The 20,915-nt window shown below is 67.6% G+C and carries 20 protein-coding genes; 16 read left to right on the plus strand and 4 right to left on the minus strand.

Annotated elements, in window-relative coordinates; genetic code table 11:
- The first annotated feature begins 4 nt into the window (after positions 1–4).
- From FHR73_RS09435 to FHR73_RS09445, 3 genes are all read left to right on the plus strand, one after another.
- Complete coding sequence (locus FHR73_RS09435) at positions 5–1,441, plus strand: efflux transporter outer membrane subunit (RefSeq protein ID WP_183630671.1); 1,437 nt, start codon at positions 5–7, stop codon at positions 1,439–1,441.
- Positions 1,442–1,503: 62 nt separating this feature from the next.
- Positions 1,504–2,904: an ATP-binding protein gene (locus tag FHR73_RS09440; RefSeq protein ID WP_183631540.1), complete on the plus strand. Its 1,401-nt coding sequence runs from the start codon at positions 1,504–1,506 to the stop codon at positions 2,902–2,904.
- Positions 2,901–3,572: a response regulator gene (locus tag FHR73_RS09445; protein WP_183630673.1), complete on the plus strand. Its 672-nt coding sequence runs from the start codon at positions 2,901–2,903 to the stop codon at positions 3,570–3,572. Before FHR73_RS09440 ends, FHR73_RS09445 begins: the two co-directional genes overlap by 4 nt.
- A 5-nt stretch (positions 3,573–3,577) precedes the next feature.
- Here FHR73_RS09445 and FHR73_RS09450 read toward each other — a convergent pair whose 3' ends face one another.
- A complete protein-coding gene (locus tag FHR73_RS09450; RefSeq protein WP_183630675.1) occupies positions 3,578–4,975 on the minus strand; it encodes a CoA transferase in 1,398 nt (465 codons plus the stop codon).
- A gap of 168 nt (positions 4,976–5,143) precedes the next feature.
- Here FHR73_RS09450 and FHR73_RS09455 point away from each other — a divergent pair, with 168 nt between their 5' ends.
- The 4 genes from FHR73_RS09455 (at position 5,144) to FHR73_RS09470 (ending at position 8,333) form a co-directional block, all read left to right on the plus strand.
- Positions 5,144–6,187 carry an SDR family oxidoreductase gene (locus FHR73_RS09455; RefSeq protein WP_183630677.1) on the plus strand — a complete coding sequence of 348 codons (1,044 nt, stop codon included), beginning with the start codon at positions 5,144–5,146 and terminating at the stop codon, positions 6,185–6,187.
- A gap of 85 nt (positions 6,188–6,272) precedes the next feature.
- Entirely contained in the window at positions 6,273–6,812 is a 540-nt protein-coding gene (locus FHR73_RS09460) for a thioredoxin domain-containing protein (protein WP_183630679.1), read from the plus strand.
- A 113-nt stretch (positions 6,813–6,925) separates the two neighbouring features.
- On the plus strand, positions 6,926–7,363 hold the full coding sequence (locus tag FHR73_RS09465) for a YqaA family protein (RefSeq protein ID WP_183631542.1): 438 nt from the start codon (positions 6,926–6,928) through the stop codon (positions 7,361–7,363).
- A 226-nt stretch (positions 7,364–7,589) separates the two neighbouring features.
- Positions 7,590–8,333 carry an SDR family oxidoreductase gene (locus FHR73_RS09470; RefSeq protein WP_183630681.1) on the plus strand — a complete coding sequence of 248 codons (744 nt, stop codon included), beginning with the start codon at positions 7,590–7,592 and terminating at the stop codon, positions 8,331–8,333.
- A 10-nt stretch (positions 8,334–8,343) separates the two neighbouring features.
- Here FHR73_RS09470 and FHR73_RS09475 read toward each other — a convergent pair whose 3' ends face one another.
- The 3 genes from FHR73_RS09475 to FHR73_RS09485 all read right to left on the minus strand — a co-directional run bounded on the left by FHR73_RS09475 (position 8,344) and on the right by FHR73_RS09485 (position 10,575).
- Positions 8,344–9,117, minus strand: a complete 774-nt coding sequence (locus FHR73_RS09475; protein ID WP_183630683.1) for a lipopolysaccharide biosynthesis protein — start codon at positions 9,115–9,117, stop codon at positions 8,344–8,346.
- A gap of 571 nt (positions 9,118–9,688) precedes the next feature.
- Positions 9,689–10,087, minus strand: a complete 399-nt coding sequence (gene uraH, locus FHR73_RS09480; protein ID WP_027602718.1) for a hydroxyisourate hydrolase — start codon at positions 10,085–10,087, stop codon at positions 9,689–9,691.
- 11 nt (positions 10,088–10,098) lie between these two features.
- Positions 10,099–10,575, minus strand: coding sequence for a heme-binding protein (locus FHR73_RS09485; protein WP_133859586.1), 477 nt, complete (start codon positions 10,573–10,575; stop codon positions 10,099–10,101).
- A 366-nt stretch (positions 10,576–10,941) separates the two neighbouring features.
- On the opposite strand from FHR73_RS09485, the gene dapA reads away from it, so the two are divergent.
- From dapA to FHR73_RS09530, 9 genes are all read left to right on the plus strand, one after another.
- Complete coding sequence (gene dapA / locus FHR73_RS09490; protein WP_183631544.1) at positions 10,942–11,817, plus strand: 4-hydroxy-tetrahydrodipicolinate synthase; 876 nt, start codon at positions 10,942–10,944, stop codon at positions 11,815–11,817.
- A gap of 12 nt (positions 11,818–11,829) precedes the next feature.
- The gene (locus tag FHR73_RS09495; protein WP_183630685.1) at positions 11,830–12,996 is read left to right on the plus strand and encodes an iron-containing alcohol dehydrogenase; all 1,167 of its coding nucleotides are present in this window, start codon (positions 11,830–11,832) and stop codon (positions 12,994–12,996) included.
- The gene (locus FHR73_RS09500) at positions 12,993–14,246 is read left to right on the plus strand and encodes a four-carbon acid sugar kinase family protein (protein WP_183630687.1); all 1,254 of its coding nucleotides are present in this window, start codon (positions 12,993–12,995) and stop codon (positions 14,244–14,246) included. The genes FHR73_RS09495 and FHR73_RS09500 overlap by 4 nt, the downstream gene beginning before the upstream one ends.
- A complete protein-coding gene (gene pdxA / locus FHR73_RS09505; protein ID WP_074584374.1) occupies positions 14,239–15,252 on the plus strand; it encodes a 4-hydroxythreonine-4-phosphate dehydrogenase PdxA in 1,014 nt (337 codons plus the stop codon). The genes FHR73_RS09500 and pdxA overlap by 8 nt, the downstream gene beginning before the upstream one ends.
- Positions 15,253–15,263: 11 nt before the next feature.
- The gene (locus FHR73_RS09510) at positions 15,264–16,214 is read left to right on the plus strand and encodes a phosphoglycerate dehydrogenase (RefSeq protein WP_183630689.1); all 951 of its coding nucleotides are present in this window, start codon (positions 15,264–15,266) and stop codon (positions 16,212–16,214) included.
- Between the two features lie 27 nt (positions 16,215–16,241).
- Positions 16,242–17,567 (plus strand): MFS transporter, encoded by a 1,326-nt coding sequence (locus FHR73_RS09515; protein WP_042135746.1) that lies wholly within the window; start codon positions 16,242–16,244, stop codon positions 17,565–17,567.
- Between the two features lie 78 nt (positions 17,568–17,645).
- The gene (locus FHR73_RS09520) at positions 17,646–19,058 is read left to right on the plus strand and encodes a sodium:solute symporter family protein (protein ID WP_183630691.1); all 1,413 of its coding nucleotides are present in this window, start codon (positions 17,646–17,648) and stop codon (positions 19,056–19,058) included.
- Entirely contained in the window at positions 19,045–20,175 is a 1,131-nt protein-coding gene (locus FHR73_RS09525; RefSeq protein ID WP_183630693.1) for an exo-alpha-sialidase, read from the plus strand. Before FHR73_RS09520 ends, FHR73_RS09525 begins: the two co-directional genes overlap by 14 nt.
- An 11-nt stretch (positions 20,176–20,186) precedes the next feature.
- The gene (locus FHR73_RS09530; protein ID WP_183630695.1) at positions 20,187–20,870 is read left to right on the plus strand and encodes an SDR family NAD(P)-dependent oxidoreductase; all 684 of its coding nucleotides are present in this window, start codon (positions 20,187–20,189) and stop codon (positions 20,868–20,870) included.
- Positions 20,871–20,915: the final 45 nt, after the last annotated feature.

Here is a 20,915-nt window from a genome sequence, read left to right on the forward strand (position 1 = left end):
GACCATGCCGCTCACGCGCCTCCTGCCCCCGCTGCTCCTGCTGACCCTGCTCACCGGCTGCACCGTCGGGCCCGACTACCAAAGGCCCAGCGCCCCGCTGTCGACCCAGTTCAAGGAAGCGGCCGGCTGGAAAGCCGCCCATCCGCGCGACGACCAGGCCAAGGGCGCCTGGTGGCAACGCTACGACGATCCCCAGCTCGATGCCCTGTTGAGCCAGGTGGCGGTCTCCAACCAGAATATCGCCCAGTATCAGGCGCTCTATCGCCAGGCTCGCGCCCTGGTCCGCGAAAGCCTCGCCGAGACCCTGCCCAGCGCCACCCTGGACGCCAAGACCACCCGCAGCGAAAACGCCAGCAGCAGCGACAGTGGCAGTACCGGTGCCAGCGGCGCCACGGTCAGGAACGCCGACAGCCTGAGCCTCGGCCTGAGCTGGGATCTGGACCTCTGGGGCAGGCTGCGCCGCACCCTGGAAGAAGACCGCGCCAGTGCCCAGGCCAGCGCCGCGGAGCTTGCCAACGCCACCCTCAGCGCCCAGGCGGAGCTGGCCCAGGACTACTTCCAGCTGCGCGTACTGGATCGGCGCCTGGCGCTCTATGAGCAGACCCTGGCCGATTACCGGCGCTATCTCGCGGTGATCCAGAACAAGTACGACGAACAGCTCGCCTCCCGTGCCGATCTGGCCCAGGCGCGGACCCAGCTGGAAAGCGCCGACGCCAATCGGCTGGCCCTGACCACCCAGCGCGCCCAGCTGGAACACGCCATCGCCCTGCTGCTGGGCAAGCCGCCAGCGGACTTCGCCCTGGCCGCCGATCCCCAGTGGCAGGCGCGGCTGCCGGAGATTCCCACGGGCCTGCCCACCGAGCTGCTGGAGCGCCGCCCGGACATCGCCCAGGCCGAGCGCCAGATGGCCGCCGCCAATGCCGCCATTGGCGTGGCCACTGCCGCCTATTACCCGGACCTGACCCTGAGCGCCAGCGGCGGCTACCAGAGCAGCCTGCTCGGCGAGCTGTTCAAGACGCCGAGCCGCTTCTGGTCGCTGGGACCGACCCTCTCCGGCACCCTGTTCGACTTCGGTGCCACCCGCGCGAGCGTCGACCAGGCCCGCGCGGCCTACGACGCCAAGGTGGCCAGCTACCGCCAGACGGTGCTCACCGCCCTGGGCGAGGTGGAAGACGACCTGGTGGCGCTGCACGTGCTCGGCCCCGAACTCGCCGCCCAGCGCCGCGCCGTGGCTGCCGCCCGCGATTCGGCCAGCGTGACCCGCGACCAGTACGAGGCCGGCATCATCGACTACCTGGACGTGGCCACCACCCAGGCGACCCAGCTGAGCCAGGAGCAGAGCCTGCTGCAGCTGGAATCCAGCCAGCTGGTGACCAGCGTGCAGCTGCAGATGGCGCTGGGTGGCGACTGGCAGGCCGCGCGCCTGGCCGACGCCCCCTGACAGTCATCTGCGGAGCTGCTAGCGTGCCCCTACCTTCCGCCGTCGAGATCCGCATGGGCCTGCTGCGTCTGTCCCTTTCCGCCAAGGTCTTCCTCGCCGCCCTGGCGCTCTGCGCCTTCGCCGTGCTGGGCATGGCCTGGGCTTCTTACCTGAGTTTCTCGCGGGATTTTCTCGGCTATCTCAATGGCCAGGCCGAACAGCGCCTGGATGCCCTGGTGCCACGCTTCGAGCACGCCTACGCCGAGCACGGCAACTGGAATTTCCTGCTCAACCAGCACCCGCCCGAGGCCTGGATCCAGCTGCTGCGACCGGAATTCCCCGCGAATACCAGCGTCCGGCCCTCCCCGCCGGTCTCGGATCTCACCGGCGCCTTTCTGCGCTTCTCGCTGCTGGATGCCGAGCATCGCTACCTGATCGGCTTTCGCGACCTGCCGCCCGTCCCGCTGTTGCGGGCCATCCGCTGGCAGGGCCAGGTCGTCGGCTGGCTGGCTCTGACGCCCTTCGAGGCGGTCATCAGCGACGGCGACCGCCGCTTCCAGCAGAGCCAGATCCGCTCCAGCCTGGTGATCGCCTTCGTCTGCCTGCTGCTGGCCGCCGCCCTGGCCTGGTGGATCGCCCGCACTCTGCTGCGTCCGATCCGGACCGTGGCCGCTGCCACCCATCGTCTGGCGGCCGGCGACTACGGCATCCAGCTACCCATCCGCTCCGCCGACGAGGCCGGTCAGCTGGCCCAGGACTTCAACCGCCTGGCCCGCGTCCTGGCCAGCAACGAGTTGCAGCGCCGCGCCTTCATGGCCGACATCTCCCACGAGTTGCGGACGCCCCTGGCGGTGCTCAGGGGTGAACTGGAAGCCATGGAAGACGGGATCCGCCCGCTGGATGTCGGTGGGCTGAAGTCGCTGCAGACCGAGGTCGGCTCGCTGAACAAGCTGGTGGACGATCTCTTCGAATTGTCGCTGGCCGAGGTGGGTGGCCCCACCTACCGCCACGAAGCGCTGGACCTGGCGACCCTGCTGGCGCTGACCGCCGATGCCTGGCGCCCGCGCTATCGCCAGGCCGGCCTGGAGCTGCGGCTGGAGCTGCCGGACACCCCGCTGCTGACCCGCGGCGACGAAGCGCGCCTGGGCCAGCTGTTCTACAACCTGCTGGAGAACAGCCTGAGGTACACCGAAGCCCCCGGCCAGGTGCACCTCGCCGCGCGCCAGGTCGGCAACCGGCTGCAGGTCGATCTGCAGGACTCCGCGCCCGGCGTTCCCGCGGCCGACCGCGAGCGGCTGTTCGAACGCTTCTACCGCGTCGAAGGCTCGCGCAGTCGCCGCAGTGGCGGTGCGGGCCTGGGCCTGGCGATCTGCCGCGGCATCGCCGAGGTCCATGGCGGACAGCTGCAGGCCCGGGCCTCGGCGCTTGGCGGCCTCTGGCTCGAATTGCGGTTGCCCGCCCTCGCTGACCGGAGCCCGGCATGAGCCAGACCATCCTGCTGGTGGAAGACGAACCCAAGCTCGCCGCCCTGCTGGGCGACTACCTCAAGGCCGCCGGCTTCAGCTGCGACTGGCACGCCGACGGCGAACGGGCCCTGGCCGCCCTCCGCGCCACACCGCCCGACCTGCTGCTGCTCGACCTCATGCTGCCCGGCCTCGACGGCCTGGAGGTCTGCCGCGCGGTACGTACCTTCAGCGCCCTGCCGATCATCATGGTCACCGCCCGGGTCGACGAGATCGACCGCCTGCTCGGCCTGGAGCTGGGCGCCGACGACTACATCTGCAAACCCTTCAGCCCGCGTGAGGTGGTGGCCCGGGTCAAGGCCGTGCTGCGCCGCAGCCGCGTGCCGGGCGGCGTGCCCGCGCCCAGCGGCCTGCAGCTGGACGCCGAGACCTACCAGGCCAGCTTCAACGGCCAGCCCCTGGAGCTGACCCCGGTGGAATTCCGCCTGCTGGCCACCCTGGCCCGGCACCCCGGCAAGGTGCTCTCGCGCGACCAGTTGCTCAACCACCTGCACACCGACTACCGCATCATCACCGACCGCACCGTCGACAGCCATGTGCGCAACGTCCGCCGCAAGCTGCACCGCCTCGATCCGGACTGCGAGCTGATCCGCTCCATCTATGGCGTGGGCTATTGCCTGGAGGCCTGACCCGCTCAGCCTGCCGTCGACCAGGCCGCACTCGCCGACCCCAGCCGCGTCGCCGGCCGCTGCCAGTGCAGGCGCAGGTCACCGATCTGCAGCGGCGGGCGCAACCGTAGCCCTGGACCCCAGGCGGTGGGCTCGGGTGCGGTGTCGTAGTCGGCCTCCCGCACGCCGGAATAAAGCGGCTCGCAGGCCACGGCGGGATGCTCGGTCAGCAGGCAGGCGGTGCGCGCCAGCGACAGGCGCGCACTCAGCGTACGGCCCTCGCGCAGGCGACCGGTGAGGCCGCGGATGACCGCGGCCGCCATCAGGTAGCCGGTGGCGTGGTCGAGCGCCTGGACCGGCAAGGGCACCGGTTGCTCACCGCCCTGCCAGTCGCGCCCGGCCGCGGCGATACCGCAGGACATCTGCACCAGGCTGTCGTAGCCGCGCCGCAGGGCCCAGGGCCCGGTCCAGCCGTAGGCGCACAGGGATACGTCGATCAGCGCCGGATTCAACGCCCGGCGCGCGGCGCTGCCATAGCCGAGCCGCTCTAGAGCGTCGGCGCGATAGCCATGCACCAGGACATCCGCGTCCGCCAGCAAGGCTTCGAACACCCGACGGTCGGCCGGCCGGCGCAGGTCCAGTCGCGCGCAGCGCTTGCCCAGGGTCACCTCGGGTGCCTGGGCCGGTTCGTCCCAGTCGGGCGGATCGATCCGCAGCACCTCGGCGCCCAGCCCGGCCAGCAGGCGGGTGGCGATCGGCCCGGCGAGAATGCGGGTCAGGTCGAGGACGCGGATGCCCTGCAACGGACGTTGTGGATCGGGCCGCCAACGGCTGGCGATATTCGCGGCTGTCCATTCCTGGGCCATCAGGGGTTCGGCGCCAACGGCCTGCCCCTGGGGATGCGCCTGCCACTCCGCCTGGGTGCGCAGCTTCGCCGCGCAGCCGCCCGCCGCGACGATGGCCGTCTCCAGGTCTTCGCCCAGGCCGCCCGCCATGGCCTGTGCCACGGCGTCATGGCTGTTGGCACAGCCGAGCACGGCGAGGGCGCGCTCCCGGTGATGGGGCGCATTGGCGTGCAACCGCAGCCAGCCGTCGCGGGTACGGTAGTCGCCGGTAACCGCATCCCAGACGGCGGGCAATTCCCAGCCCAGGGGACGCAGGGATGTCTTGAACCAGGCTGCGGCCAGGTGCCGGTCCACCTGCACCGGCAATCCGGGTGCCCCTTCGGCCAGCAGATCGGCGGCGGCCAGGCCGGTGACCCCGATCGCCGCCGTGGCGAGGTCGCTGACCGGAAAGCACGCGGCCAGGCTGTCGTTGCCCTGGACCTGCAGGGTGGCCGCCTGAGCGGTAGGCAGATCCAGGGCGGTGACGAGTTCGCCTAGCAAAGACGGGAAGGCGTCAGGCGTACGGGATGGATGGTTCAAGGGTCGATCCTCCACGGCAGCGGCAGGCAGTGTTGCCACAGTAGCCCTGCTGGTGCCCGCAGAACACAGGCGTTCGTCTGGCTACCGTCCAGCCCGACACGGGGACAAATCGCACTCTGCCTGGGTCTCCCCTTCATTGCCCCTCATCAGATCCGATCGGGAGACCCCATGACCGAACGTCAGCTGCTCATCGCCGGTGCCAGCGGCATCATTGGCCAGGCCGTGCTGGAAGCCTTTGCCCAGGCCGGCTGGTCCATCACCACCATCGGCCGCTCGCAACAGGCACCCAGTCGCTTTCCGCACCTGACCGCCGACCTGCTGGACCGGGACAGCCTGGCCGCGGCCAAGGCCGATCTCGCCGGCGTGACCCATCTCTTCTACAGCGCCCTCAAGCCCAACCCCGACCCGGGCGTCGAGGCGGACGAAAACGGCGCCATGCTGGAGAATCTGGTCGCCTCGGTACGGGATGCCGGCGCTCCCCTGGCCCGCATCACCTTCGTCCAGGGTGGCAAGATCTATGGCGCCCATCTCGGCGTCTACAAGACCCCAGCGCGGGAAGACGACAGCCGCCACTTCCCGCCCAACCTCTATTTCCGCCATGAGGACTTCGTGCGCAGCCTCGAAGCCGATGGCATTCGCTGGACCGCCCTGCGCCCCGACATCGTCATCGGCCATTCGCTGGGCTCGGCCATGAACCTCGGCAACCTGATCGGCCTCTACGGCGCCCTGTGCAAGGCGACCGGCACCGCCATGCAATTCCCCGGAACGGAGCAGGCCTATCGCGGCGCCCTGGTCAACGTCACCGCCGCGCCGCTGCTGGGTGAAGCCGCGGTCTGGGCCGCCGAAGAGGAGCGCGATGGCGCCTTCAATCTCACCAACGGCGATGTCTTTCGCTGGAGTCACGTCTGGCCGCAGTTGGCCGACTGGTTCGGGCTGGACGTCGGCGAGCCGCAACCCATCTCCCTGGCCCAGCGCCTGACCGCGCTGAAGCCGGTCTGGCAGACGCTGGCGCAACGCGAAGGACTGGCCGAGGCCGATCCCGAGCGGATCGCGCCCGGGGCCTTCGGCGATTTCATCTTCCATGTCGAGAAGGACGCCATCTTCGATGTGACCAAGGCACGGCAGGCCGGCTTCGGGCAGATGATGCTGAGATCGGACGAGGTCCTGCTCGCGCACCTGGAGGACATGCGTCGGCGGCGGCTGATTCCCTGAGGCATCCCGCTTCGTCCCGGGTGCGGGAAAACGCCCGGGACGGCGTGCGGTCTCAACCCCATCATCTCGCCATTGGAGTCCCACCTTGTACGCCGACACCCTCGCCTGGGGCCATGGCCCCCGTACCTTCGAAGTCTTTCTCGAGCCCACCTGCCCCTTTTCGGTCAAGGCCTTCAACAAGCTCGACGACCTGCTGGCCCAGGCCGGTCCGGACCGCATTACCCTGAAGATCCGCCTGCAATCCCAGCCCTGGCACCTGTTCTCCGGTGTGGTGGTGCGCTGCGTGCTGGCCGCGGCTACCCTCGACGGCGGCAAGGAGAGCGCCAAGGCGGTGCTGGCCGCGGTGGCGGCCCATCGCGAGGAATTCGAGTTCAAGGATCACGCCACCGGACCCAATCGCGACGCCACGCCCAATGACATCATTGCGCGCCTGGAAGGCTACAGCGGCCTGGCCCTGGCCGATGCCTTCGCCAATCCGGACCTGCAGCACGCCATCAAGTGGCACTGCAAGTACGCCCGGCAGAACGGCATCCACGTCTCGCCGACCTTCATGATCGATGGCCTGGTGCAGCCCGACATCAGTAGCGGGGATTCGGTCGTAGACTGGCTTGCGCGGCTGGAGTGAGCACCGGGTCTCAGGATCGCGAGGAGGCATAGTCCGGTCCCTCGCGCTATGCTCCGCGGCTTCCCCTCGACCCGAGACAGCCTCGTCATGGCTTGCCCTGCTGGAGCTCTATCCTGGAAGCCCTGAGCGTCTACCTGGGCCTGGCCGTTCTCGCCTTTGGCGCGGCCACCCTGTTGCCCCTGCAATCGGAAGCGGCCCTCGCCGGGCTGCTGCTCACCGAGCGCTATGCCACGCCACTCCTGCTGCTGGCCGCGACGCTGGGCAATGTCGCCGGCTCGACGCTGAACTGGTGGCTGGGTACCCATCTCGAACGCTTTCGCCAACGCCGCTGGTTTCCAGTGTCGGCGGAGCGCCTTGCGCGTATCCAGGCAGCCTATCAGCGCTGGGGCTGGTGGTCGCTGCTGCTCAGCTGGACGCCCGTGATCGGCGATCCCCTTACCCTGGTGGCCGGGGTGATGCGCGAACCCCTATGGCGCTTTCTAGTGGTGGTGACCCTGGCCAAGGCCACGCGCTACGCCGTGGTCTGGGGTCTTACCCTGGGCTGGCGCTGAACCGGCGCCCCACGTTGGCTTCCTGCGCATCCTGAAAGCATCCGTTGCCGCTGGCCACGGCGCGGACTGGCCGGTGTGGAATTTTCGACGGAATGCCGTGGCGCCTTAAGGCCTGCCGTAGACCTGCACAAGCGAGGCCCAGTGGGAGCCCAGCCGTATCAGCCCATGCACCTTGCGGCGGGTAGGAAGTCTGATGACTCTCAACAGCCTTCAGGAGCAGCTTTCCATGAGCGACAACATCCAAGACAAGGTCGTAGTCATTACGGGGGCCAGCAGCGGCCTGGGTGAGGCCACCGCCCGCATGCTGGCCCAGCACGGCGCGCATCTGGTACTGGGCGCTCGCCGGCTTGAACGCCTGGAGGCGCTGGCAACCGAGCTGCGGGCCACGGGCGCCCAGGTCGAGGTCAAGGCCACCGACGTGACCCGGGCCGAGCAGGTCCAGGCCCTGGTCGATCTGGCACTGGACCGCCATGGTCGCGTGGACGTCATGCTCAACAACGCCGGGCTGATGCCGCATTCGCCACTGGATCGGCGGCGCCTGGAAGACTGGGACCAGATGATCGACGTCAACATCAAGGGCGTGCTCTACGGCATCGCCGCGGTACTGCCGACCATGCAAACGCAGAAGAGCGGCCACATCATCAATGTCGCCTCGGTTGCCGGCCACAAGGTCCGCGCCGGCAGCACCGTCTATTCGGCCACCAAGCACGCCGTGCGGATCATCTCCGAAGGCCTGCGCCAGGAGGTCAAGCCCTATGGCCTGCGCACCACCATCCTCTCGCCCGGGGCGGTGGCCACGGAGTTGCCCAACACCATCACTGAAGCGGATATCGCGGAAAATGTCCGCAAGCTCTACGAGCTGGCCATCTCGGCCGACGCCTTTGCCCGGGCAGTCATCTACGCCCTGAGTCAGCCGGACGACGTGGATATCAACGAAATCCTCTTCCGCCCGACGCGGCAGGAATACTGACGCTTCTTCGTCAACCGGCCTGACGGGTCCGCTGGCCCAGCCAGGCCGCCTCGACGGCGGCCAGATCGGCCCGTGGGATGAGCTGCGCAGGAATGCAGCTGCAGCGCGACAGGTTAAAGACCTGGCGGCCCGCGGCGGTCATGACGTCCTGCATGACCTTGAGCCCGGGCAGGATACGGTTGTGCAGATGCTCGTCCAGGCCACAGGGCGATCTCGCGTCCGTGCTGCCTTCGTAGAAGCGTGGGGCCCGGGCATTGAGGTCGACGCCGGCCAGATAGATTTCGGTGAAACCCAGGTGATAGGCCAGTTGCAGGGCGATGAAGGCAACCGTCCGGACATCGAAGATGCCGTAGTCCATGTCCCGGCTGAAGCCGATGTCGCGGGCTCGACGACTGAGCAGGCTGAGCGTGCGTTCGGCCTGGTCGCGCTCCAGCCCCAGGTAGTGTTCCAGCCGGGTACTAGGCGCTCGTCGCAGCGCATGAGCCTTGGCCTGCCGGCTTCCGGCCAGCCGTTCGATCGCCGCGGGCCACAAGGCCAGCCGTTGCGCCTGCTCGATTCCGCGCGCGTAGAGATCAGGTTGCTGCTCGGCAAAGCTCAGGTCGCTGCAGACGTAGAAGAGCGGGCGGATGTCGGTCCCGCTCAGCTTGGCGATGGCGCCGTTCATGGTGATGATCGGCACGTCCTGCCAGGCGTCCAGGCAGAGTTCGGCAGCCGAAGGTCCAGAGGCCAGCAGCAGTACCGGGCCACGTTGGCTGTTGCGCAGGGGCGCGAAGTCCTGGCTCACAGCGGCGAGCCACCTGGACGCGCGTCATCAAGGCCCTTGGACAGGCGGTTTGAAAGCTGCTCGAGTGGCATACCACCAGCTCCCTGTACGGCAATGACGAAGGTTATTAGTCATACATATTCAACGGCCCCGATAAAAAAGTAACCGGCACCCTCGTGAATGACGCTACCAACGCTACGTTTTGCCGCTTAGGACTCACTTAAGGCGCCTGTACCTAATGTGGTGCCCATAGCAATTAAAAGACTTATCTATGAGCCAGCACGAGCCGAGGCAGCCCAGGGCTTGGAACGATCCGGAGATCCGCCTTGCCGCCCACCTGTATCGTGCCGGTCATGGGGCCTGAGGACGACTGCCTGGTCCTCAGGTGAGCTTTTAGCGGGTAGATAGGGATACCCCGGCGATCAGCGACATCGCGCGTCCAGGCGCCATCCACGCAGGGCCGCGGCCCTGCGTGGATGGCCCTCACACAACATGGCAGACTCCTGAGCCCGGAGGATCCGCACCCTGCCAACCGCGCTGTGCCTGCACAAGCGCGGTGGACAGGCGCGAGGACTATCGCCTCGCCGGCGAGCTAGGAACCGCGATAGGTGCTGAAGCCGTAGGGGCTGAGCAACAGCGGGATATGGTAGTGCTGCTCCGGCTGGGTGACGTCGAACACCACGGGGATTTCGGGGAAGAAGGCGCTGCGGCCCTGCTGGCGATAGTAATCGCCGGTCTTGAAGACCACCCGGTATTCACCCTTCTCGAAGGTCTTTTCCTTGGGAAACAGCGCCGGCACCCGGCCCTGCTCGTTGGTGACCTCTTCCGCCAGCGGCTGCCATCCCTGCCCTACCTGGCGCTCCAGGGTCACGTGCACTCCCGCCGACGGCTTGCCGTCTTCAAGGTTGAGCACATGGACACTCAGGGGGTTGGGCGCGGCGACCGCGAAGCCGGACAGGGCCAGGCCAGACAACAGCACGAACGTTTTCATGAAAATCTCCTTCAAGGATGAGAGGTGAGGTTGAGGTGTTCCGCGGCCGCCAGCGCACAGCGCTCGTCCGCCCCGCCACCGCCGGCACCGGCGATGCCCAGGGCGCCGACCAGCTGGTCGCCTTCGTAGAGCGGGATGCCACCGCCCAGCAGCAGCAATTCGGGCAGGGTGACGAGATTGGCCGCATCCGGGTTTTGCCGGGCACGCTCGGCCAGCGCCTGCGACGGGGTGCGGGTAGACAGGGCGGTAAAGGCCTTGCGCCGCGCCGCCTCGGCGTTGTGCGGTCCGACGCGGGTATCGCGTTGCAGGAGGATCAGTTGACCGCTGCGGTCGAGTACCGCGAGCGCGGCGCTGCAGGGCGCGGCCTGCGCCAGACGATGCGCGGCATCAAGGTCGAGATCGGGGTGCTGCGGCAGCGCCGCCTGCACCTGGCCGAGCAAGGCAGCGCCCAGCAGCGTGACGGTAAGGGAAGAAAGAAAGCGCGACATGATTCGAGGTCCAGAAGATGACCTCGCCAAATTATCTTGATCGTTCGGTCAGGAACGGGTACTGCGGGATGACAATTTTGTCAGAAGGATCAGCGGGATAGCTGTCCTGACCCGGCAAGTACCACTCCTTACCCGCGGCTTGAACATTCTTCCCTTGCGGCGCGTGAAGGCGGCACGCCGAGGCTCCCGTTGCGTTTATCCGTCTCTATTGCCGAGCAGCTTGAGTCGACAGTCGCCTCGCGAATGGCCCGTTGCCTTTAGAGGTGCACAGGCTCATCGAGCGCGAAAAATCATCGGACCACTATTGATCGATTAGATCAAAACATGCTTTATTGTGATCAGAACAATCACAAGGTAGGCATGACCATGAAATTCCGCGGCATCGTTCCCGCCCTCGTTACCCCTTTTGACGCCCAGCAACGGGTCGATGAAAACGCTTTGCGCGGTTTGATCGAAAACCTGATCGGCGCCGGCGTCCACGGCCTGTTCGTACTGGGCACCAACGGCGAGTTCTTCGCGCTCTCCGAAGCCGAAAAGCTGCGTATCGCCGAGCTCACCGTGGACGCCGCGGGCGGCCGGGTCCCGGTGGTGGCCGGTACCGGTGCCTTCGCCACGCATGAAGTGATTGAACTGAACAAAAAGATGGCGGATCGCGGCGTCGATGCCCTGTCGGTGATCACGCCCTACTTCAATGCCGTCAGCCAGAAAGAGCTGATCACGCATTACGAAGCCATTGGCGACGCCTCCCCGCTGCCGCTCATGCTCTACAACATTCCGGCCAAGACCGGCATGTCGATCGGTATCGGCGCCGTGGCCGCCTTGAGCCAGCACCCGCAGATCAAAGGGATCAAGGACAGCGCCGGCAACTTCGACGCCCTGGTGCAGATGCTGAAGTACCGCAGCGATGACTTCGCCGTCTTCGCCGGTACCGACTCCCTCATCTACTGGAACCTGCTGGCCGGCGGCGATGGCGCGGTGGCGGCCACGGCCAACGCGGTACCCCATGTGGTCATGACCATCTGGAACGCCTTCCAGGCCGGTGACCACACCACCGCCCGCGCCGCCCAGGAAAAGCTGCGGCCGCTGCGCGATGCCTTTGCCCTGGGCACCATGCCGTCGGTGCTGAAGAAGGCCGCCGACCTGCTCAACGTTCCGGTCGGCCCCTGCCGGGCCCCGGTCGCGCCGCTGGACGAAGCCACGGTGCACAAGCTCGAAGGCCTGCTGGCCATCTACCGCGACTGATCCGGAGCGCCCATGTCCCTCTATCATTTCCAGACCGTCAAACACCTGGTTCACGGCGCTGGCGCCCTGGATCAGCTCGGCGACAAGCTCGCCCTTCTCGACGTCCCGCTGCGCCGCGTGGTGCTGGTCACCCAGAACGCCATGCATGGCCTGGGCGTGACCGAGCGCGTCAAGGCGCAACTGGCCGCCCGCGACATCGACGTGGCGGTGATCGACAACGTCGAGATCGAGCCGACCCTTGAGAACATCGAGCAGGTCTTTCGCGAGCAGGTCGCGCCGCGCCAACCGGACGCCCTGCTGGCCATCGGCGGCGGCTCGGTGCTGGACGCCGCCAAGCTGTTCGCGGTCATGCTCACCAACGAGCAGTCGCTCAGGTCCATGCTCGGCATCGACCAGGTGGCCCGCGCCGGGCTGCCCACCGTGCTGGTCCCCACCACTGCCGGCACCGGCTCGGAAGTGACGCCCAATGCCATCGTCACCCTGCCCGACGAAGAGCTGAAAGTGGGCGTGGTCAGCCGCCACCTGCTGCCCGCTCTGGTGCTGCTCGATCCACTGCTGACCCTGAGCCTGCCCAAGGCCATCACTGCGGCTACCGGGATGGACGCCTTCACCCACTCCCTGGAGTCCTTCATCTCCAACAAGGCCAACCCGGTCAGCGATACCTTCGCCCTGGAGTCCATGCGCCTGATCGCCGGTAGCATCGTCGAGGCCTACCAGCAGCCGGATTCGGTACGCGCCCGCAGCGACATGCTGCTCGGCTCCACCTATGGCGGCGTGGCCCTGACCGCCGCCGGCACGGCCGCTGTCCATGCCCTGGCCTATCCCCTGGGCGGCAAGTTCCACGTCACCCATGGCGTGGCCAATGCCATGCTGCTGCCCCATGTCATGGCCTTCAACCTGGACAGTTGCGCGCCGCGCCTGAAGCGCGCCGCCCTGGTCTGCGGCCTGGCCCGCGAGGAAGACAGCGACGAAGCCGCCGCACACAAGTTGATCGAACAGATCGCCGCCTGGACCGCCACCCTGGAGATTCCGCAGGACCTGGCCGCCTTTGGTGTCCGCGAGGAACACCTGCCAGAGATGGCCGTGGCGGCGTCCAAGGTCACCCGACTGATGGTCAACAATCCCAAGCCGCTGAGCCTGGACGACATCCAGGCGCTCTATCGGCGGCTGCTGCCATGACCCGCCTGCTGATCCTGGCCGACGACCTCAGCGGCGCCGCCGACTGCGCCCTGGGCTTTGCCAAGGCCCAGGCGACCCGGGTGCTGCTCGACGCCGCGGCCCTGGATGCCCAGGCACCGGTGACGGCACTGGATCTGGACAGCCGTCGACTGGACGCGCGTGCGGCCGCCGCGCGCCATGCCGCACTGCTCGGGCACCCGGCGTTGGCGGGCGCCGCGCTCTACAAGAAGATCGACTCCACCCTGCGTGGCAATGTCGCCGCCGAGGTAGCGGCCCTCGCCCCGCGCGGCCTGGCCCTGGTTGCGCCCGCCTACCCGGCACTGGGCCGCACGACCCAGGGTGGCATTCAGTACCTGGACAGCGTACCGGTCGACCAGACCGATGTCTGGCGCAACGAGGGCCTGACCGGCAGTGCCGATCTGGTCGCTCAACTGACCGATCACGGCATCAGCTGTGCCCGGCTCGACCTCGCCACCCTGCGTCAGCCGGTGGCCCTGGCCGCCGCCCTGCGCCGCGCGCTGGACAGTGGTCTGCCCGCGCTGGTCTGCGACGCCGAGCGCCAAACGGACCTTGAGGCGCTGGCCCGGGCCTCCGCGCCCCTGGCGCAGCAGCTGTTCTGGGTCGGCTCCGCGGGCCTGGCCGAGGCGCTGCCTGCAGCGCTGGGCCTGACCGGCCACACCGCACTCCGCCCTCCAAGCGACGGCCCGATCCTTACGGTGGTGGGCAGCATGTCACGACACTCCCAGGCCCAGGCCGAGTGTCTGGTGGCGGGGAGCGGCCAGCACTGGCAGCGGCTGGCCCCTGCCTGGCTGCTGGAGCCGCAGCGCGCCGCCGAGCGTACCGCGCTGGCCGCAGCCCTCGCTCGGCAGCTCGCCCGCGGCGAAGACGTCCTGGTGAGTCTTGACCAGCAGGCCCGGGATCCGCGTCAGGCCGTGGCCCTGAGCCAGGCCCTGGCCGAACTGCTGCAGCCCGCCCTGCAGGAGGCCGCCGCCCTCATGGCCACCGGCGGCGAAACCGCTCGCGCCCTGCTCGCCCAGGCCGGCATCACCGCGCTGGACCTGCACAGCGCCCTCGCACCGGGCGTGGCCCTGGCCAGCACCCGCTGGCGTGGTCGCGCCCTGCGGGTAGTGACCAAGGCCGGCGGCTTTGGCCAACCCGACACCCTCCTCGACGCCTGGCGCCACCTGCGCGCCAGCCTACCCGCACAGGCCGCCACGGCCTGCCTGCAGAAGGAAGCCCACCATGTCTGAACGTCCCGTCATCGGCATCACCATGGGTGACGCCACCGGCGTCGGTCCCGAAATCATCATGAAGTCCCTGGCCCACGCCTCGGTGTACGACAGTTGCCGGCCGCTGGTCATCGGCGACGCCGGTCGCCTGGAGGATGCCAATCGCATCGTCGGCGGTCGCCTGCAGATCAACGCCATCGAGCGCCCCGATCAGGCACGCTTCCAACCCGGCGTGGTGGATTGCATCGACCTCGGGCTGATTCCCGCCGACCTGCCCTACGGCAAGCTGTCCGCCCTGGCCGGCGACGCCGCCTATCGCTACATCGAACGCACCGTGCAGCTCACCTCCGCCGGTGAACTCGATGCCATCTGCACCGCCCCGCTGAACAAGGAAGCCCTGCACGCGGGCGGCCATATCTTCCCGGGCCATACCGAGCTGCTGGCGCACCTCACCGGCACCGAGGAGGTGTCGATGATGCTGATGACGCCGATCCTCAAGGTCATCCACGTCACCACCCATATCGGCATCATCGACGCCATCGCACGCATTGAGCCGGGCCTGGTCAAGCGCACCATCGAACGCGCCCACGCCACCCTGCAGCGGGCCGGCATCCAGGATCCCCTGATCGCCGTCTGCGGCATCAACCCGCATGCCGGCGAGAACGGCCTGTTTGGCTACGGGGAAGAAGAAACCAAGATCCAGCCGGCCATCGACGAACTGCGCGCCCGTGGCTGGCGCGTGGAAGGCCCGCTGCCTGCGGACACCCTGTTCTTCCGCGCCGGTCGCGGCGATTTCGACTGCGTGGTGGCCATGTATCACGACCAGGGCCACGGCCCGGTCAAGGTCATGGGCCTGGAAGCGGGCGTCAATGTCACCGTCGGCCTGCCGGTGATCCGCACCTCGGTGGACCACGGCACCGCCTTCGACATCGCCGGTAAGGGCATCGCCGACGAGCGCAGCCTGATCGAGGCGCTGCGCCAGGCCACCGAACTCGCCAGCCGGCACCGCGCCAGCCAGGCCGCCTGAGGAGCCTGACCATGAAAGTCGTCTGCACCTCGCCGTCCTTCGCCAAGTACTCCCGGGAACCGCTCGAGCTGCTGGCCCGCCACGGCATCGACGTGGTGACCCTGCCCGCCGACATCGATGCCGAGGGTTTCATCGCCGCGGCCGCCGATTGCCAGGCGGCCATCACCGCCTTCAACGTCTTCGACGCCGCCACCTTCGCGGCCCTGCCGCAGCTGCGCCTGGTGTGCAAGCACGGCGTCGGGGTCGACAACATCGACCTGAACGCGGCCCGCGCCAACAGCGTGACCGTGTGCAACGTGCCCAACTCCAACCGCCATGCGGTGGCCGACTACACCTTCGCCCTGCTGCTGGCCTCGGCCCGCCAGGTGGCCCGCGCCGACCGCGAAACCCGCGCCGGCGAGTGGCCACGGTTGTTTGGCGCGGATGTCCATGGCAAGACCCTGGGCATCGTCGGCCTGGGCAGCATCGGCAAGGAAGTCGCGCGGCGCGCCAGTGGCTTCGCCATGCGCGTCATCGCCCATGACCCCTATCCCGATCAGGCCTTCGCCGACCGCGAACGCATCGAATTCCGCGCCCTCGACGAACTCCTCGCCGAAGCCGATTTCGTCACGCTGCACATCGGCCTGTCCGACGCCACTCGCCACCTGCTGGATACACGGCGACTAGGCCTGATGAAGCCGGGTGCCCACCTGATCAACGCCGCCCGCGGCGGCATCGTCGATGAAGAGGCGCTCTACCAGGCGCTGCACAGCGGCCACCTGGGCGGTGCAGCCCTGGACGTGTTCGAGGACGAGCCGGCCAGCCAGCACCCGCTGTACGAGCTGCCCACCGTGGTGGTGTCCCCGCACATCGCCGGCTACACCCCGGGCGCGCTGGACATCCTCAGTCTCACCTGCGCCCGCAACGTGGTCGCCGCCCTTACCGGCACCCGCACCCTGGAGTCCGTCGTCGTCGCCCCCTGACCCCCCTACCCCTTTCGGAACCTGATCATGGATAACAACAACAAGGCCACCAGGATTCGCTGGATCATCGCCGGACTGATGTGGACAGCGATCGCCATCAACTACATCGACCGGGTGGTGCTATCCGCCGCCGCGCCCTTCATCAGCAAGGAATTCGCCCTCAACGCGACCGAGATGGGGCTGATCATGTCGGCCTTCTTCTGGTCGTACGCCCTGCTGCAGTTGCCCGCGGGCTGGCTGGCCGACCGCTTCGGTCAGAAGGCCACCCTGGGCGGCGCGGTGCTCTGGTGGTCGCTGGCGACCGCTCTGACCGGCCTCGCCACGGGCTTCAAGTCGCTGTTCGCCTTGCGCATCGGCCTGGGCATCGGCGAGGCGGCGGCCTACCCGAGCAACGCCGGCATCACCTCGCGCTGGTTTCCCGACAAGGAACGCGCCACCGTCTCGGGCATCTTCGACAGCGGTTCCAAGTTCGGCGGCGCCGTGGCCATGCCGCTGATCGTCGGCCTGATCGCGCTGTTCGGCTGGAAGCTGACCTTCGTCATCAGCGGCGCCCTCGGCATCCTCTGGGCCCTGGCCTGGTTCGCCTTCTACCGCAACGACCCGGAAGACCATCCGCGCATCAACCAGGCCGAGCTGCGCTACATCCGCGAAGGCCAGCGGCGCCGCGAAGGTAATGGCGAGAAGCCGGCCATGCGCTGGTACGAGCTGCTGCGCTACCGCAACGTCTGGGCCATGTGCCTGGGCTTCTTCTTCATCAACTACAACTCCTACTTCTTCATCACCTGGCTGCCCACCTACCTGGTCAAGGAAAAGGGCATGGACCTCATCTCCATGGGCTTCATGGCGGCGCTGCCGCTGCTGATCGCCATGGTGGTGGAAGTCTTCGCCGGCTGGCTGTCGGATCGTATCTACCGCAGTGGCCGCTATTCGCTGACCACCATCCGCAAGACCTTCCTGATCGTCGGCCTGCTGATGGCTTCCTGCATCGGCCTGGCGGCCTTCGCCGAATCGGCCTGGATCGCCATCGTGCTGTTGTGCATCGCCAAATCCGGCACCACCGTGGCCGCCACCCAGGTCTGGGCCATGCCCGGGGATATCGCCCCGCGCGGCATGACCTCGATGCTGGCCGGCCTGCAGAACTCGGTGTCCAACATGGGCGGCGTGGTCGGCCCCATCGTCACCGGCTTCATCGTCGCCACCACCGGCTCCTTCAACATCGCCCTGCTGTTCTCGGCGGGGCTGATCGTGGCGGCCATCCTCAACTACCTGTTCCTGCTCGGTCGGGTGGAACCCATCGTCACCGAGGATGACCCGGAGGCGGACCTGCTGGGCGCTGGCCAACCCAGCCACTGACGTTTCTCGCTCAGGGCGTCGGCGGCCTGCCGGCGCCCTGTGAAAAAGCTCGTACAACAACAACACGGAGCGATTTCCATGCAGACGTTCGACGTGCAAAGCACCGCCATCATCATCGGGATGGTGGTGGCCTACATCCTCTTCACCACCTGGCTCAGCATCCGCCTGCGCAGCCGTACCAGCGGCGAGTTCATGGTGGCCGCGCGCAGCATGCCGGCCTTCGTGGTGGGCATCCTGATGATGTCGGAATTCATCGGCGCCAAGTCCACGGTGGGTACCGCCCAGGCGGCCTTCGAAAGCGGTTTCGCCGCCTCCTGGTCGGTGATCGCCGCGGCCATCGGCTTTCCGCTGTTCGGCCTGCTGATGGCGCGCAAGCTCTACGCCTCCGGCGAATTCACCATCTCCGGCTTCATCGCGCAGAAGTACGGCCTGTCCACCAAGCTGATGGTGTCGATCATCATGATCTACGCCCTCCTGCTGGTGAACGTGGGCAACTACGTCAGCGGCGCCGCGGCCATCGCCACGGTGCTCAAGATCAACCTGCCCACCGCCGCCTTCATTACCGCCATCGTCAGTACCCTGTACTACGCGTTCGGCGGGCTGAAGAGCGTGGCCTACGTCAGCATCCTGCACACCTCGGTCAAGTACGTGGGCGTGCTGATCGTCCTGGGCGTGGCCCTGCACATGACCGGTGGCTTCACCCCGGTCATGCAGAACATGCCGGAGCACTACTTCACCTGGGACGGCGCCATTGGCGGCAGCAAGATCTTCGCCTGGATCATCGGTACCGTCGGGGCGATCTTCTCCACCCAGTTCATCATCCAGGCGATCTCCTCGACCAAGGATGCGCGCGCCGCGCAACGCTCCACCTTCCATGCCTCGCTGCTGTGCATCCCCATCTCCCTGGCGCTGGGCTTCATCGGGGTCGCGTCCAAGTACCTGCATCCGGAGATGAGCAGCCTCTATGCCCTGCCCGTCTTCCTGCAGTCGATGCACCCGGTGCTGGCCGGCGTGGTGACCATTTCCCTGGTCGCCTCCATCTTCGTCAGCGTCAGCACCGTGGCCCTGGCCATCGCCTCGCTGGTGGTCCGCGACTTCTATGTGCCGCTGCGCAAGCCCACGCCCGAGCGTGAATTCAAGGCCACCCGGGTGATCTCGCTGATCATCGGCTTCGTGCCGCTGTTCTTCGTGTTCTTCGTCCCCGAGATCCTCAACCTGTCGTTCTTTACCCGGGCGCTGCGCCTGTCCATCGCGGTGATCGCCATGATCGCCATCTACCTGCCGCTGTTCGCCACCAACCGCGGTGCGACCCTGGGCCTGCTGGCCTCGACCATCACCACCAGCGTCTGGTATCTGCTTGGCAATCCCTATGGCATCGACAACATGTACGTTGCCCTGGCGACGCCCGCCATCGTCGTGGTCATCGAACGTCTCTTCCCCCAGCCCGCCGCCAAAGCCGCTCCTGCCGAGGTCCCCCATGTCCACCACTGAAATCGCCATCGCCGGCCGCCAGGACAGCTTCCTGCCGACGCCCTATCCACAGAACCACGCCGCCAACCTGCTGGCTCAGCCCGACGGCACCCTGCTGTGCACCTGGTTCGCCGGCACCCAGGAAGGCAAGGCCGACATCTCGGTGCTGCTGAGCCGCCGCGATCCGGCGAGCGGGACCTGGGGCGAGCCCGTACAACTGTCGGACGACCCCACTCGCTCCGAGCAGAACCCCATCCTGTTCCAGGCACCGAACGGTCCGCTGTGGCTGCTATGGACGGCCCAGGTGGCTGGCAATCAGGACACCGCTATCGTCCGTCGTCGGCTGTCCACGGATGGCGGCCACAGCTGGGGCGCCATCGAGACCCTGATTGACACCGCCGGGACCTTTGTTCGCCAGCCGCCGGTGGTGCTCGCCAATGGTGACTGGCTGCTGCCGATATTCCATTGCATCGCCCGCCCCGGCGAGAAATGGGTGGGTAGCCATGACACCAGCGCCGTGCTGATTTCGAGCGATCAGGGCCTTAGTTGGACCGAACATGCGGTACCGGAGAGCACCGGCTGCGTGCATATGAATATCCAGCCGCTGGGTGACGGCAGCCTGCTGGCGCTGTTCCGCAGTCGCTGGGCAGACTTCATCCACGCCAGCCGCTCCCAGGATGGCGGTCGCAGCTGGAGCGTCCCCACCCCGACGGCCCTGCCCAACAACAACTCGTCCATCCAGTTCGTTCGTCTCACCAGCGGCGAATTGGTCGTGGCCTACAACCCCACCAGCGCCGCCGACTACAGCGAACGCCGCGCCTCGCTCTATGACGAGATTGACGACGGCGACAGTCGAGTCGATCCGGTGGCGAAGGACGGTGAGCGCAGCGCCGTCTGGGGCGTGCCGCGCGGCCCCATGAGTCTGGCCGTATCCACGGACGAGGGTCACACCTGGCGACGCCTGGATGTCGAGGCCGGCGATGGCTATTGCCTGACCAACAACTCCACGGAGAAGCTCAATCGCGAGTACTCCTATCCGAGCCTGGTGCAGGCGGCCGACGGGGATGTGCACCTGGCCTTCACCTACTTCCGCCAGCGCATCAAGCACGTCCGGCTACCGCTGGCCGCGCTGCGTTAGAGGAGACGGCGATGACGACTCAGCCTCATGCCCTGGTCACCGGTATCAGCTCCGGCATCGGCGCGGCCATCACCCAGCGGCTGCTCGCCGAGGGCTGGCGGGTGACCGGCCTCAGCCGCCGCCCGCCGGAACAGTCCCATCCGGCGCTGACCTGGATCGGCGCCGACCTGGCCGATGACCAGGCACTGGATGCCGTGCTGGCTGATATTGGCCCGCTTGACGCCATCGTCCATGCGGCCGGCTTCATGCGCACTGCGCCGCTGGGCGCCCTGGATCCGGCCGATGGCGCCGCCATGTGGCACCTGCACGTGGCCGTGGCCAGTCGGCTGGTGGACCGCCTGATCGAGCGCCTCGCCGCAGGCGGTCGTATCGTGCTGATCGGCAGCCGCACTATGCAAGGCGCAGCTGGACGCAGCCAGTACGCCGCCACCAAGGCAGCGCTGGTTGGTCTGGTGCGCTCCTGGGCGCTGGAGTTGGCCTCGCGTGGAATCACTGTGAACCTGGTGGCGCCCGGGGCGACCGAGACACCCATGTTGCGCGACCCGGGTCGCGTAGGCACGCCGCCGCGGCTGCCCCCACTGGGCCGCTACGTGCAGCCTGAAGAGGTTGCGGGCCTGACCGCCTTCCTGCTCGGTCCGGATGCCGGCGCCCTCACCGGCCAGACGCTGACGGTCTGCGGTGGCACGTCGCTGTGATGTGGGGGAAGCGTGACTGCGCTAGAGTAGCGCAGTCTCTCCCGA

The organism is Pseudomonas sp. AS2.8, assembly GCF_014190935.1.
Lineage (GTDB): Bacteria > Pseudomonadota > Gammaproteobacteria > Pseudomonadales > Pseudomonadaceae > Chryseomonas.

Bases quoted from the DNA above. Each gene is read 5' to 3' on its own strand.
- FHR73_RS09435 (WP_183630671.1), top strand. From the start codon at position 5: ATGCCGCTCACGCGCCTCCTGCCCCCGCTGCTCCTGCTGACCCTGCTC.
- FHR73_RS09445 (WP_183630673.1), top strand. From the start codon at position 2,901: ATGAGCCAGACCATCCTGCTGGTGGAAGACGAACCCAAGCTCGCCGCC.
- FHR73_RS09455 (WP_183630677.1), top strand. From the start codon at position 5,144: ATGACCGAACGTCAGCTGCTCATCGCCGGTGCCAGCGGCATCATTGGC.
- FHR73_RS09470 (WP_183630681.1), top strand. From the start codon at position 7,590: ATGAGCGACAACATCCAAGACAAGGTCGTAGTCATTACGGGGGCCAGC.
- uraH (WP_027602718.1), bottom strand. From the start codon at position 10,087: ATGAAAACGTTCGTGCTGTTGTCTGGCCTGGCCCTGTCCGGCTTCGCG.
- FHR73_RS09485 (WP_133859586.1), bottom strand. From the start codon at position 10,575: ATGTCGCGCTTTCTTTCTTCCCTTACCGTCACGCTGCTGGGCGCTGCC.
- dapA (WP_183631544.1), top strand. From the start codon at position 10,942: ATGAAATTCCGCGGCATCGTTCCCGCCCTCGTTACCCCTTTTGACGCC.
- FHR73_RS09495 (WP_183630685.1), top strand. From the start codon at position 11,830: ATGTCCCTCTATCATTTCCAGACCGTCAAACACCTGGTTCACGGCGCT.
- FHR73_RS09500 (WP_183630687.1), top strand. From the start codon at position 12,993: ATGACCCGCCTGCTGATCCTGGCCGACGACCTCAGCGGCGCCGCCGAC.
- pdxA (WP_074584374.1), top strand. From the start codon at position 14,239: ATGTCTGAACGTCCCGTCATCGGCATCACCATGGGTGACGCCACCGGC.
- FHR73_RS09510 (WP_183630689.1), top strand. From the start codon at position 15,264: ATGAAAGTCGTCTGCACCTCGCCGTCCTTCGCCAAGTACTCCCGGGAA.
- FHR73_RS09515 (WP_042135746.1), top strand. From the start codon at position 16,242: ATGGATAACAACAACAAGGCCACCAGGATTCGCTGGATCATCGCCGGA.
- FHR73_RS09520 (WP_183630691.1), top strand. From the start codon at position 17,646: ATGCAGACGTTCGACGTGCAAAGCACCGCCATCATCATCGGGATGGTG.
- FHR73_RS09525 (WP_183630693.1), top strand. From the start codon at position 19,045: ATGTCCACCACTGAAATCGCCATCGCCGGCCGCCAGGACAGCTTCCTG.
- FHR73_RS09530 (WP_183630695.1), top strand. From the start codon at position 20,187: ATGACGACTCAGCCTCATGCCCTGGTCACCGGTATCAGCTCCGGCATC.